This is a genomic window from Faecalibacterium sp. BIOML-A1 (assembly GCF_009679715.1).
Classification (GTDB): Bacteria; Bacillota; Clostridia; order Oscillospirales; family Ruminococcaceae; genus Faecalibacterium; species Faecalibacterium taiwanense.
Window position 1 is genome coordinate 301,451 of the sequence record NZ_WKZJ01000001.1, and the last position, 13,434, is coordinate 314,884.

General features: G+C 52.0%; 14 protein-coding genes. 12 read left to right on the forward strand and 2 right to left on the reverse strand.

Annotation, left to right across the window (positions count from 1 at the left end; genetic code table 11):
- Positions 1-25 precede the first annotated feature (25 nt).
- The 3 genes from tuf (at position 26) to guaA (ending at position 3,784) form a co-directional block, all read left to right on the forward strand.
- On the forward strand, positions 26-1,231 hold the full coding sequence (gene tuf, locus GKG36_RS01485; protein WP_005940209.1) for an elongation factor Tu: 1,206 nt from the start codon (positions 26-28) through the stop codon (positions 1,229-1,231).
- A gap of 267 nt (positions 1,232-1,498) precedes the next feature.
- Positions 1,499-2,131, forward strand: a complete 633-nt coding sequence (locus GKG36_RS01490) for a GyrI-like domain-containing protein (protein WP_154258724.1) — start codon at positions 1,499-1,501, stop codon at positions 2,129-2,131.
- A gap of 102 nt (positions 2,132-2,233) precedes the next feature.
- Entirely contained in the window at positions 2,234-3,784 is a 1,551-nt protein-coding gene (gene guaA, locus GKG36_RS01495) for a glutamine-hydrolyzing GMP synthase (RefSeq protein ID WP_044953447.1), read from the forward strand.
- A 157-nt stretch (positions 3,785-3,941) separates the two neighbouring features.
- On the opposite strand, the gene GKG36_RS01500 is transcribed toward guaA, so the two are convergent.
- Positions 3,942-4,445: a helix-turn-helix transcriptional regulator gene (locus GKG36_RS01500; RefSeq protein WP_154258726.1), complete on the reverse strand. Its 504-nt coding sequence runs from the start codon at positions 4,443-4,445 to the stop codon at positions 3,942-3,944.
- Between the two features lie 333 nt (positions 4,446-4,778).
- Here GKG36_RS01500 and GKG36_RS01505 point away from each other — a divergent pair, with 333 nt between their 5' ends.
- The 6 genes from GKG36_RS01505 (at position 4,779) to GKG36_RS01530 (ending at position 9,333) form a co-directional block, all read left to right on the forward strand.
- Positions 4,779-4,964, forward strand: coding sequence for a hypothetical protein (locus GKG36_RS01505; protein WP_015538532.1), 186 nt, complete (start codon positions 4,779-4,781; stop codon positions 4,962-4,964).
- A 4-nt stretch (positions 4,965-4,968) separates the two neighbouring features.
- Positions 4,969-6,045, forward strand: coding sequence for a site-specific integrase (locus tag GKG36_RS01510; RefSeq protein ID WP_154258728.1), 1,077 nt, complete (start codon positions 4,969-4,971; stop codon positions 6,043-6,045).
- Positions 6,042-6,371 (forward strand): hypothetical protein, encoded by a 330-nt coding sequence (locus GKG36_RS01515; protein WP_015538530.1) that lies wholly within the window; start codon positions 6,042-6,044, stop codon positions 6,369-6,371. Before GKG36_RS01510 ends, GKG36_RS01515 begins: the two co-directional genes overlap by 4 nt.
- On the forward strand, positions 6,368-7,492 hold the full coding sequence (locus GKG36_RS01520) for a helicase RepA family protein (RefSeq protein ID WP_154258730.1): 1,125 nt from the start codon (positions 6,368-6,370) through the stop codon (positions 7,490-7,492). The genes GKG36_RS01515 and GKG36_RS01520 overlap by 4 nt, the downstream gene beginning before the upstream one ends.
- 85 nt (positions 7,493-7,577) lie before the next feature.
- Positions 7,578-7,811: a complexin-2 gene (locus GKG36_RS01525; protein ID WP_097778380.1), complete on the forward strand. Its 234-nt coding sequence runs from the start codon at positions 7,578-7,580 to the stop codon at positions 7,809-7,811.
- A 253-nt stretch (positions 7,812-8,064) separates the two neighbouring features.
- Entirely contained in the window at positions 8,065-9,333 is a 1,269-nt protein-coding gene (locus GKG36_RS01530; protein ID WP_243138992.1) for a plasmid recombination protein, read from the forward strand.
- A 57-nt stretch (positions 9,334-9,390) separates the two neighbouring features.
- Here the strand turns inward: GKG36_RS01530 and GKG36_RS01535 are convergent, their stop codons facing one another.
- Positions 9,391-9,933, reverse strand: coding sequence for a hypothetical protein (locus tag GKG36_RS01535; RefSeq protein ID WP_154258732.1), 543 nt, complete (start codon positions 9,931-9,933; stop codon positions 9,391-9,393).
- Positions 9,934-10,219: 286 nt separating this feature from the next.
- Between GKG36_RS01535 and GKG36_RS01540 the strand changes: the two genes are divergently transcribed.
- Genes GKG36_RS01540 through GKG36_RS01550 form a run of 3 tightly spaced genes read left to right on the forward strand, consistent with a single transcriptional unit; the run spans position 10,220 to position 13,433 of the window.
- Positions 10,220-11,782 (forward strand): type I restriction-modification system subunit M, encoded by a 1,563-nt coding sequence (locus tag GKG36_RS01540; RefSeq protein ID WP_097777956.1) that lies wholly within the window; start codon positions 10,220-10,222, stop codon positions 11,780-11,782.
- A gap of 1 nt (position 11,783) precedes the next feature.
- Entirely contained in the window at positions 11,784-12,821 is a 1,038-nt protein-coding gene (locus GKG36_RS01545; RefSeq protein WP_154258734.1) for a virulence RhuM family protein, read from the forward strand.
- Positions 12,822-12,827: 6 nt separating this feature from the next.
- Positions 12,828-13,433, forward strand: coding sequence for a lasso peptide biosynthesis protein (locus GKG36_RS01550; protein ID WP_154258736.1), 606 nt, complete (start codon positions 12,828-12,830; stop codon positions 13,431-13,433).
- The last annotated feature ends 1 nt before the right edge of the window (position 13,434 follow it).

Consider the following 13,434-nt stretch of genomic DNA (forward strand, 5'->3'; position numbering starts at 1 on the left):
ACCTAAATTAAGGGAGGATATTCCAATGGCTGAAAAGGCAAAGTTCGACCGTTCTAAGCCGCATGTGAACATCGGCACCATCGGTCACGTTGACCACGGCAAGACCACTCTGACCGCCGCTATCACCAAGTACCTGGCTCTGAAGGGCGACGCAGACTTCATGGATTATGCCAACATCGATAAGGCTCCTGAGGAGCGTGCTCGTGGTATCACGATCAACTCCGCTCACGTTGAGTATCAGACCGACGCTCGTCACTATGCTCACGTTGACTGCCCGGGCCATGCTGACTACGTTAAGAACATGATCACTGGTGCTGCTCAGATGGACGGCGCTATTCTGGTCGTTGCTGCTACCGATGGTCCCATGCCCCAGACCCGTGAGCACATCCTGCTGGCTCGTCAGGTCGGCGTGCCCTATATCGTTGTGTTCATGAACAAGTGCGATATGGTCGACGACGAAGAGCTGCTGGATCTGGTCGAGATGGAGATCCGTGAGCTGCTGACCGAGTACGACTTCCCCGGCGACGACACCCCGATCATTCGTGGTTCCGCTCTGAAGGCTCTGGAGTCTACCTCCACTGATCCCAATGCTCCCGAGTATGCTTGCATCAAGGAGCTGATGGACGCTGTTGACACCTATATCCCCAACCCCGATCGTGAGGAAGACAAGCCCTTCCTGATGCCCATCGAGGATGTCATGACCATTTCTGGCCGTGGTACTGTTGCAACCGGTCGTGTTGAGCGTGGTATTGCTAAGGTTGGCGATGCTATGGAGATCGTCGGCATCAAGCCCGATCGTCTGAGCACCACCATTACCGGTCTGGAAATGTTCCGTAAGTCTCTGGACTTCGCTGAGGCTGGCGATAACATCGGCGCTCTGCTGCGTGGTGTTGATCGTACTCAGATCGAGCGTGGTCAGGTTCTGGCTAAGCCCGGTTCCGTGCACCCCCACAAGACCTTCGAGTCTCAGGTGTACGTTCTGACCAAGGACGAAGGCGGCCGTCACACCCCGTTCTTCTCCAACTATCGTCCTCAGTTCTACTTCCGCACCACCGACGTGACCGGTATCATCACTCTGCCCGAAGGCACTGAGATGTGCATGCCCGGCGATAACGTCATGATGCACGTTGAGCTGCTGACCCCTGTTGCTATGGAAGAGGGCCTGCGTTTCGCTATCCGTGAGGGTGGCCGTACCGTTGGTTCTGGCGTTGTTGGCAAGATCATTGAGTGATTTTGACCCTTCGCGCCTTTCCTAAGGCTAAAGGTTAAACTTACGAGAGACCTTCCCATTCCGGAGAGTGGGAAGGTCTCTTTTTGTTTTAGATCCTCTGTCTGTAAGGGCAGGGGATTTTTTTGCGGCATGTCACAACTTTTTGTTTACAAAACAAGGTTGTTCTGGTATACTGAAAAAGGAAATGCTGGAAAAGTCCTATCGGCTGGTGCTGAGGGGATTCAGCAAAAAAGAAGCAGCATGAACTTCTGGATGGGGTGAAGAGTAATGCCGTTTGATTATAAGAAAGAGTACAGGGAATTTTATCTCCCGCCGAAAAAACCGCATCTGATTACGATACCGCGTATGAATTTTGTGGCAGTGCACGGCAAGGGTGACCCGAATGCTCCGGGTGGAGCCTATCAGGAGGCTATGGGAGTGCTGTACGGCATTGCTTTCACCATCAAAATGAGCTATAAGGGCAGCCACAAGATGGACGGCTATTTTGAATATGTGGTTCCACCGTTGGAGGGCTTGTGGCATCAGAAGGGCGTGGATGGCGTTGACTATGCACATAAAGAAACATTTGAGTGGACATCCATGATCCGACTGCCAGAATTCGTGACGCCGGAAGCGTTTGATTGGGCCGTACAGGAAGCAACGGCAAAAAAGAAAAAGGATTTTTCCAAGGCGGAATTCCTGACCTATGATGAGGGACTTTGCGTTCAGTGCCTGCATTTCGGCCCTTATGATGAAGAACCGAAAACGCTGGCGCAGATGGATGCCTTTGCCGTAGAGCAGGGGTATATGCTTGATTTTTCAGAGACACGCTTCCACCACGAAATTTATCTGAGTGATCCTCGCCGCGCTGCACCGGGAACGCTGAAAACAGTTCTGCGGCATCCCATACGTGAAAAATAAAAACAGGAAAATTCACAAATGATGTCGCTTTTATTTGGCAGATGTGCTATACTGATTTTATCTGTAGAAACACATTGAATGGATAAGGGAGGAGAGAACTTCATGCAGCATGAAACTGTCATCGTGCTGGACTTTGGCGGCCAGTACAATCAGCTGATCGCGCGCCGCGTCCGCGAGAACAATGTCTACTGTGAAATCTATTCCTATAAAACCGATCTGTCGGTTATCAAGGCAAAGAACCCCAAGGGTATCATCTTTACCGGTGGCCCCAACAGCGTTTATCTGGAGGATTCCCCCACGATCGACCCTGAGATCTTCAACTGGGGTGTGCCTGTGCTGGGCATCTGTTACGGCAGCCAGCTGATGATGCATCTGCTGGGCGGCCATGTCTGCCGCGCACCGGAGCGCGAGTACGGCAAGACTGAGGTGTTCGTGGACACGAACAGCAAGATGTTCACCGATGTGCAGCCCTCCACCATTTGCTGGATGAGCCACAACGACTATATTGAGCAGGCAGCGCCCGGCTTTAAGATCACTGCTCACACGGTCAACTGTCCGGTAGCTGCGGCAGAGAACGCTGAGAAGGGCCTGTACGCGGTCCAGTTCCATCCGGAAGTGCTGCACACTGCGGAAGGCAAGAAGATGCTGCGCAACTTCGTGTACAACGTCTGCGGCTGCACCGGCGACTGGAAGATGGACTCCTTTGTGGAGAACAACGTCAAGGCCCTGCGTGAGCGCATCGGCGATGGCAAGGTGCTGTGCGCCTTGTCCGGCGGCGTGGATTCCTCCGTTCTGGCAGCTATGCTGGCTAAGGCCATCGGCAAGCAACTGACCTGCGTGTTCGTGGATCACGGTCTGCTGCGTAAGAACGAAAAGGAAGAGGTCTGCTCTGTATTCGGCCCGGGCAATGCCAACGGCTTTGATATCAACTTTATCTGTGTGGATGCCCGCGAACGCTACTTTGCAAAGCTGGCTGGTGTCACCGAGCCGGAGCGCAAGCGCAAGATCATCGGCGAAGAGTTCATCCGTGTGTTTGAAGAGCAGGCCAAGAAGATCGGCAAGGTGGATTTCCTGGCACAGGGTACCATTTACCCGGATGTCGTTGAGAGCGGTCTGGGCGGTGAGTCCACTGTTATCAAGAGCCACCACAACGTCGGCGGTCTGCCCGACACCGTGGACTTCAAGGAGTTGGTGGAGCCGCTGCGCAACCTGTTCAAAGACGAGGTGCGTCAGGCTGGCCGTGAGCTGGGCCTGCCCGAATATCTGGTCAGCCGTCAGCCGTTCCCCGGCCCGGGCCTTGGCATCCGCATCATCGGCGAGGTGACCCCTGAGAAGGTGGCAATCGTGCAGGATGCCGACGCGATCTGGCGTGAGGAGATCGCAAAGGCGGGTCTGGATAAGGAGATCAGCCAGTACTATGCAGCCTTGACCAACATGCACAGTGTGGGCGTCATGGGCGACGAGCGCACCTATGATTATGCTGTGGCGCTGCGTGCTGTGACCACCACCGACTTTATGACCGCAGAGAGCTATAATATGCCCTGGGATGTTCTGGGCACTGTCACCAGCCGCATCGTCAATGAGGTCAAGCATGTGAACCGCGTGTTCTATGATTGCACCGGTAAGCCGCCGGCAACCATTGAGCTCGAGTAATCTGCAAAACCTGAAAAGTATTGATACAATGCGATATTTTGAGAACCAAAAGGTGCTCTGATACTGCTTTGATACTATCAGACGATTATTCATAAAGAGAGACACAAAAATGCCCTCTGAGAAACGGTAAGTTTTTCAGAGGGCATTTTTGTGTCTTTTATTCTTTACGCCACTTTTTCTTCGGCTCGTACCGGCCGCAGCCGTCGGCGGTCTGTGGCCAGTTGAGCTTCCATTCCAGATACTCTTCCTTGGTGATCTCGCCCTCCCGGAGCTGCTTCTTACGGAGCTGCCACTCCTTCAGGAAATCATCCAGCAGGCGATAGCGGAAGCTGACTGCCATGTGCTTTTCCGGGAGATCCGGGTCGGTGGTGTCTGTGACCTCATAGAGCCGGGTGCCGGGATAGTGCTCATCCAGTTCGAACAGGGTGTACATCACATCCTCTGCGGCGTACAGGGTCGGCTCATAGAGGGAACGGTAGTTCACATCCAGTACCTCCGCAATCTTGCGGAGCAGCTCTTCCTTGGGAGTGCGGGTGTTGCTTTCGTATTGTGCGATACGGATGTCTGCGCTCTTCTCCTCAAACCCGATGGCGATGCCCAGTTCTTTCTGGGTCATGCCTCGGAAGTTGCGGGCACGTTTGATGCGGTCACCGACTGCCATGCGATTGCCTCCTGACTTAAACATATTTGTTGAACCTAGTATAGCACAGAAAAATAGGAGGTGCAATAGAAAATAAACAAAAAAGTTTAAGATTTTACTCGAAAACCTCTTGACTTAACGGAATGTGTTTAGTATAATGAGAGCACAAAAAGATAAGCAAAAATGCTTAGTAAAATTGAATGACCGCCAAACTGATCCAAACCGCCAAGACCTTCCGAAAGGAAGCGAGCGCTCCGTAAGGGGACGGCACAGCACCGCAAAGGGGATATGCCTGCCGGAAGTCAGCGAGGATGAAGCGGCACCGAAATGAAACCGACAAGGAAAGGACAAAAAATGGCAAACAGCATTTTTATCAAGGCAGACGAGCTGGCAAAGGAGCTGGACATCTCGCAGGGTCTGGCGTACAAAATGATCGCCCAGTGGAACGAGGAACTGAGAGCCAAGGGCTACACGACCGTGGGAGGCCGGGTAAGCAGGAGGTACTATCAGGAGAAAATCTACGGGGCAGGGGAGGAGTGATAGGATGCCAGCCTACAAGGACAACAGGCAGGGCACATGGTACGCTTCCTTCTATTTCGAGAACTGGCAAGGTGTGAAGCAGAAGAAGCTGAAACGGGGATTTGCCACCAAGAAGGACGCTCTGGCGTGGGAGCGGGAGTTCCTTCTTCAGCAGGCGGCAGACCTGACCATGACATTTGAAGCCTTCATGGAAATTTATATCACGGACAAGAAAAAGCGACTCCGGGAAAACACCTGGTCTACCAAAGAGCACATCATCCGAACGAAAATCTTACCGTATTTCAAAGAAAAGCGGCTCAGCGAGATAAAGCCACGGGATGTAATCGCATGGCAGAACGAGATGTTGAACTACCGGGACAAGAACGGCAAGGCCTACTCTCCGACCTACCTCAAGACGTTGCATGGACAACTCAGTGCCATCTTAAACCATGCAGTCCGATTCTACGGGCTGAAATCAAACGCAGCGGCCACAGCTGGGTGCATGGGGTCGGAAAAGCACAAGGAAATGCTCTTTTGGACGAAGGAGGAGTACCTCAAGTTTGCGGAAGCGATGATGGACAAGCCGCAATCCTATTACGCTTTTGAGGTCCTCTACTGGTGTGGCATCCGGGAGGGCGAGCTGCTGGCTCTGACCCCGGCAGACTTCGACTTGGACAAGGGGCTGCTCTCCATCACCAAATCCTATCAAAGGCTGAAAGGCCGGGATGTGATCACCGACCCGAAAACACCCAAGAGCGTCCGGGTCATCCAGATGCCGCAGTTTCTGACGGACGAGATCAGAGACTATCTAAAATCCCTCTACAAAGTCCAGCCGGATCAGCGGATCTTTGAGGTGACCAAGAGCTACCTGCACCACGAGATGGACAGGGGAGCCAAGGCAGTCGGGGTGAAGCGGATACGAATCCACGACCTGCGGCACTCCCATGTATCATTGTTGATCGAGATGGGCTTCTCGGCGCTGGCAATCGCAGACCGGGTGGGGCATGAGAGCGTGGACATCACCTATAAGTACGCCCACCTCTTCCCCTCAAAGCAGCAGGAGATGGCGCAGAAGCTGGACATGGAGCGAAAGGAGGGATGAAGATGGAACGAGTACTCGACCAGCAAGGCCGCTGGCGGAACAAGGTGGTAGCCTTCCGAATGTCCCCGGAAGAGGACGAGGTTCTGGAAGCCAAAGTAAAGCTTTCCGGGCTGACCAAACAGGAGTATATCATCCGCCGCTTGACCGACCGGGAGATCACCGTGGTAGGCAACCCAAGGGTCTACAAAGCCTTGCGAGACCAGATGAAGCTAATCTATCAGGAATTGCAGCGGCTGGCCGTGGATGAAGAGGTTCCGCCGGACTTGCTGGAGACCCTGCAAATGGTAGCCCTGACGTTGAACGGACTTAAGGAGGAATGCGAATGACGGACAATAGAAAAACGACCGTACCGGGTGCATCTGTTGGCGCAGATGCGGTACAGTCGTCTCACAAAACTAGCACCAATATTATAACAAATTCGGACAAGCAAATCAATCTGCAAGCCGCGAAAAAGTCAAACAATTTCGGGCTGAACACGGTATCAATGACCGAACTGTATGACACGGTGTATCCACCCCGGAAACCCATCGTGAACGACCTACTTTACAGCGGAACGTACCTCTTTGTAGGAGCGCCCAAGGTGGGCAAGTCCTTCTTCATGGGGCAGCTTGCCTACCATGTGGCGATGGGGCTTCCGTTGTGGGAGTACGAGGTGCATCAAGGCACCGTCCTCTATCTGGCCTTGGAGGACGATTATGCCCGGCTGCAGCGGCGGCTCTCCCGGATGTTTGGGGTGGAGGAGACCAGCAACCTCTACTTTGCAACACAGGCCAAGTCCGTGAGCGAAGGGCTCGACCAGCAGCTGGAAGGCTTCATCCGGGAGCACTCGGATGTACGACTCATCATCATCGACACCCTGCAGAAGGTGCGGGAGATCGGCGGGGACCGATACAGCTACGCCAGCGACTACGAGATCGTGACCAAGCTGAAAACCTTCAGTGACAGGTACGGCATCTGCCTGCTGGTGGTTCATCACACCCGGAAGATGGAAGCCGAGGACAGCTTCGATATGATCTCCGGCACCAACGGCCTGCTGGGTGCAGCGGATGGCGCATTCATCATGCAGAAGAAGCGGCGTACGGACAACACCGCATTGCTGGACATCGTGGGGCGTGACCAGCCGGATCAGGAGCTGACATTGGAGTTCAACCGAGAACGCTGTGTCTGGGAGTTCCAAGGAGCCGAAACGGAACTTTGGAAGCTGCCGCCCGACCCGCTTCTGGAAGCGGTGGCAAAGATGCTCACCCCGGAACAGCCGGAGTGGAGCGGTACGCCCACGGAGCTGCTGGAACGTCTGCCGGGTGTGAGCATACAGGCAAACATCCTGACCCGGAAACTGAACGTGAGTGCCGACAGGCTCTACAACGATTATGGAATTCGGTACGAAAGCAGGCGCACCCATGAGGGCAGAGAGGTCAAATTGACACTGGAAAATTCTGGGGCGTGACGATTCGTGACGGTTGTGACGGTATTTTTGCTACTATATAAAATATCGTCACAATCGACACAACCGACACGGGATGGTGATAATGATGAAAAATGTGCAAATTTCGCAGGAACTTTTCGTCGCCTTGCTGCATTATCATTTGAGCGGCGAAAATGAGTACGAAGAAGTTATTGAACAGGGCTTGGAGCAAAAACTGGATGCGATGCTGCGGCATGAGCTGTATGCCCAGTACAAGACAGCACCCACCGAGGAACAGCGGGAGCAGGCTCGGCAGGAGTATCTGGACAGACGAGGCGTGCCAGAAAGCTTCCGCTGGTGAGTCCCTCTATTGGCAAAGTACAGGAGCGTGTCACGCTCCTGTGAATGCAATCACGCAGGAAGGTGGTGTTGGACCGGGCAGCGGCGAGATGCAGCGAAACCCAGTCCGCAGACGGAAGCCCCCGGCAGGGCGCAAAGGCATCTTTTGATGGACGGAACGTCTGTCAAAAGTGCTTTTGCGTTACTTTCGACGAAAGTAACAAAGCCTTTGCCGTGTCCGGCACCAGTTACTTCCACAGAGAAAGGACGTGCGATTGAAAAGAACCATTTCCGCAATGCGGGGTCCCGGCTCCCTCAACCATAACCGGAGAAGTTTCACCGCTGAAAACGTAGACCCGAAGCGCAGCAGTCTGAATGTCGTGTACCGTGATGAGCCGATTCAGAAGGTGTACCACGAACTGTTTGACGAGGCAGTGAAGCGTTACAATGCCAAGCAGAAGCGCAAGGACCGCTGTATCACCGACTACTATGAGCACCTGTGGACAGGCAAGCAGGAAAAGCTTTTCCATGAGCTGATCGTCCAGATCGGCAACAAAGATGATATGGGTGTCCTGACCGAGAATGGCGCACTGGCAAAGGAACTGCTGGACGAGTATATGCAGGGCTTCCAAGAGCGGAACCCGACACTGCGGGTGTTCGGGGCTTTCCTCCACATGGACGAAGCTACGCCCCATCTACACATCGACTTCGTGCCGTATGTGTCCGGCTGGAAGGGCAAAGGACTGGACACCAAGGTGTCCCTGAAGCAGGCGCTGAAAGCCTTGGGCTTTGCAGGCGGTTCTAAACGGGAATCCGAGCTGAACCAGTGGATCAACGCCGAGAAAGAGCAGCTTGCCGCCGTGATGGAGCGGCACGGCATCGAATGGGAACAGAAAGGCACCCACGAAGAGCACCTGTCTGTGCTGGACTTCAAAAAGCAGGAGCGCAGTAAAGAGGTAGCGGCTCTGGAAGCTGCCAAGCAGGAGTACCAGACCGACCTGACCGAGATGCAGGAACAGCTGGAAACAGCGCAGACAGCCGTAGAAGCCGCTGAACAGCGGGTACAGAAAGCAGAGCTGACCTACCAGAAGCAGAGCCAGAAGCTAAACAAGCTGGCTCCCATCATGGAAGGTTTGGAAAACCTGTCAGCGCAATACTCCCAGCGACCAGAAGAATGGGTGCCAGAAGCAGCCACATTTGAGACCGCCAAGAGCTATCGGGAGAAGAAGGCCATGCCGCTGATCCAGAAGTTGGTGAAGGTACTCTTTGCCCTCCATCGGAAGTGCTGGGAGGTCAAGGCCGAGCGGGATAAGTATCTGCACTTCTATCAGGACGAGAAGAAGGCTACCTATCATCTAAGCCAGCGGCTGAAAGAGGTGAAGGCAGAAAATGAGCAGCTCTATGCGATGAAATGTGATTTCAGGCGATTGTGGAACTATTTCGGTGCCGAAAAGATGCAGCAGGTCATTGGGCTTATGAGGGGGCAGGAGCAGACCGCGGATAGAAGCCAGAAGAAGAACAGGCAGAACAGCGTAGAACTGTAAGCATAGCAGCCCCCCGCCAGCGGATGTTGGCGGGGGCCTGTACATATAAGTGATATTTTACTCAAAAAGTTCCGGGGCAATATCCGTCAGAGCAAATCCGGGAATGTCTTTCTCGTCTTTGTAGGTGCCATCTTCAGCCAGAAACTCGACCTTTGCAAAGTCCGCAACTGGAATCTCAGATTCACAGACATACCAGTTCAGGTAGTCATTAGCGGTTTGTTTGAGGGTTGAGGCAACGCTGCGGTCAGCGTTGTACTTGTCGCAGAAAGTGCGCCAAGGCAGATACCGCCAGATTTTACCATTGGTCCTGATGGTAATGCGGCACATGATTTTGTCGTTGGACAGGCCGGTATTTTTGGCACCAGCATGGTCATTAGCAGTCAGCCAGACGACAGGGTGATAGTTTTCATATTTGTCAACGGATTTATAACCAATTTTCTGCCCATTAAAAAAGAGTGGTTCGTCATGGAGTGTGGCGTTGTCATATTTCAGATTGGAAGGTGTCAGAAGCAATTTCCCAGTTGCAAGAATCATCCGATATTTAATGGGGTCGGTGTAGTGATACAGGTTTTCAGGCAGCTTGGTCTTTTTCGCTTTCATTTGTTTCCCTCCAAAACCGTAGATGCTTACTGATACGAAACACCGTCTGAGATGCAGATAGTGGACAAGATTGAAAAAAGTGTACACTATCTCGCTGAAAAATGCAATAGAAATTTTTATCGGCTTGCAATCACGGAAAAGCTGTGGTACGCTTTACTAGGATAGTATAAAGGAAAAGTATATTCTTTTTTGAAAAAGACACCATGGTGTACCAATAGTGGTACATTTACTATGTTAAAATGAAAGAAAACAATGCGGGAATCCGCATTTGATGGAGGAAATAAAAATGGTAGACACCAAAAAAGAGCAGGAACGCGAAGAACTGCACCGTGCAATCTGGGCGATTGCTGATGATCTGCGCGGCGCAGTGGACGGATGGGATTTCAAGAGCTACGTTCTCGGTACGATGTTCTACCGTTATATTTCGGAGAACATTGCCAGCTATATCAATCAGGGCGAAATTGATGCAGGCAACCCGGATTTCCGCTATGAAGATATGTCTGATGCAGAGGCAGAGCAGGCACGGGAAGGGCTGGTACAGGAAAAAGGGTTCTTTATCCTGCCTAGTGAGTTGTTCTGCAATGTACGGGCAAAAGCGGCCAGCGATGAAAACCTCAACGAAACGCTGGAAACAGTCTTCCGGCACATTGAGGAATCCGCAAAGGGCAGCTCCTCCGAGGGGCAGTTTGCAGGGTTGTTTGATGATTACGATGTGAACAGCAATAAGCTGGGTGCGACCGTTGCCAAACGCAATGAGAAGCTCGTTAAACTGCTGAACGGCGTGGCAGATATGAACCTTGGCGATGTGAAAGAGCATGACATTGATGCTTTTGGCGATGCCTACGAATACCTGATGACCATGTACGCCAGCAATGCAGGCAAGTCCGGTGGCGAGTTCTTTACGCCTGCTGATGTTTCGGAGCTGCTGACCCGGCTGGGTACGGTAGGCAAGAAGGAAATCAACAAGGTCTATGACCCGGCCTGCGGCTCTGGTTCGCTGCTGCTGAAGGCAGAAAAGGTGCTGGGACGGGATGCCGTGCGCAACGGCTTCTTTGGACAGGAAATCAACATCACAACGTACAACCTGTGCCGCATCAATATGTTCCTGCACGACATTGAATTTGACAAATTCGACATTGCCTGTGAGGACACGCTGACCAATCCGCAGCACTGGGATGATGAACCTTTTGAGCTGATCGTTTCGAATCCGCCGTACTCCATCAAGTGGGCCGGTGACGAGAATCCGCTGCTCATCAATGACCCTCGCTTTGCTCCGGCTGGTGTGCTGGCTCCGAAGAGCAAGGCAGACTTGGCCTTTATTATGCACTCGCTGGCATGGCTGGCTTCCAACGGTACGGCGGCAATCGTTTGTTTCCCCGGCATCATGTACCGTGGCGGCGCAGAGCAGAAGATCCGCAAATATCTGGTGGACAACAACTTCATTGACTGCATCATCCAGTTGCCGAGCAACCTGTTCTTTGGTACCAGTATTGCCACCTGCATCATGGTGCTGAAAAAGGGTAAAACGGACAATAAGGTGCTGTTCATTGATGCTTCTTCCGAGTGCGTCAAGGTGACGAACAACAACAAGCTCACGCCGGAAAACATCAATAAGATCGTGGACACCTTTGCACAGCGGGCAGAAGAAGCGCACTTCTCCCATCTGGCGGAGTATTCCGAGGTGCAGGAAAATGACTACAATCTGTCCGTTTCCACTTATGTGGAAGCCAAGGACACCCGCGAGAAGATCGACATTGTAAAGCTGAACGCTGAAATTGCACAAATCGTAGCACGAGAAAACGAACTGCGGGCCGCCATTGACCAGATCGTGGCAGAAATCGAGGGCTGAGATGGAAAGCGAAAAGAAAGATTCTGCATTGGTACGTTCTTCTGCGGCGGAATACCTGACCTTTGTTGCCTCTACGGGCGAGGACAAGGACAGCATTGAGATGCGCTACGAGGATGAAAACATCTGGCTGACGCAAAAGATGATGGCGACCCTTTACGATGTGGGGCTTCCGACCATCAATGAGCATATCAAAAAGATTTATGCTGACCATGAGCAGGACGAGGCGGCAACGATTCGGAAATTCCGAATAGTTCAAAATGAGGGTGGCCGACAGGTTACTCGCAGCGTGAACCACTATAATCTGCAAATGATTATTGCGGTTGGCTTCAAGGTGAACAACCAGCGGGCAGTGCGGTTTCGTGTCTGGGCGAACCAGATCGTGGAGCAGTACACCATCAAGGGCTGGGCCATGGATGAGGAGCGCCTGAAAAACGGCGGCACAGTCCTGACCAAGAAATACTTTGAAGAGCAGTTGGAGCGTATCCGGGAAATTCGTATTTCGGAGCGCAACTTCTACCAGAAACTTACCGATATTTACGCTACTTCGCTGGATTATGACCGCAACGCGCTGACCACAAAAGAGTTCTTTGCGAAGGTACAGAACAAGATGCACTATGCCGTGCATCGCCATACAGCGGCAGAGCTGATCTATGAGCGTGCCGATGCTGAAAAGCCGCACATGGGGCTTCACACATGGAAGGATGCTCCCAACGGCAAAATCAAAAAGAGCGATGTTTCGGTGGCGAAAAACTATCTGACAGAAGATGAAATGAAGTCCATGGAGCTGATCGTTTCGGCATACCTCGACCTTGCCGAGAACCGTGCCCGCCGTCATATCCCTATGACCATGGAGGACTGGGCCAAGCGGCTGGACATCTATTTGCAGGCAGATGATCTGGAAGTGCTGAAGGATGCAGGCAAAATCTCGGCACAGCTTGCAAAGATGCACGCCGAAACGGAGTTTGAAAAGTACCGTGTGGTGCAGGATCGGCTGTACCAGAGCGATTTTGACAGGTATTTGGAAGAAAGTGAGGGATAATTTATAATGAAATGTAATGTGGGACAGCGATATAATAAATTTCCTTCAGATAATGAAATCTGCAATAGCATTAGAAACATCGCCCATGAAAATGGACTAAGCAAAGACGCGGCAGATGTGATTTGCAAGGTTTATAGATATATGATGGACAAAAAACTGGCAGGTGGGTGTCATGCAATTTCGTCCGTTCTATACGTTGTGCTGAAAGAAGTAGGAGAAAAACCAGAACTTTGCATTGGAGAATGCCAAAAGCGTGGACTGCCACCGTTTGACCACTCATGGGTTACGTTAAATGGTAAAATAGTAGACTTAGCGATTTATCTTCCACTTGACATGAGAAAAGGGGAGTGTGGCGGACCTGTTGTTTCGGGAGTAGATGTAATTAGTAGGGGAAAACCATCAATAGATTATGGAATTACAACAGGACTACTGTTTGATTGGAATACAAGCACTGTCATAAAAGTTCCATTCAATGAATATATGTCAGAGTTTCCAGATGAAAAAGATGGCTTATGGACAGTAATCGAGAATGCGCTTCCAAGTTCACGGAATTTTGATATTGCCGCAATGAAAGAAAAATATAAAGACGTGAAGCGTGTCGTTGTGAGGTAAA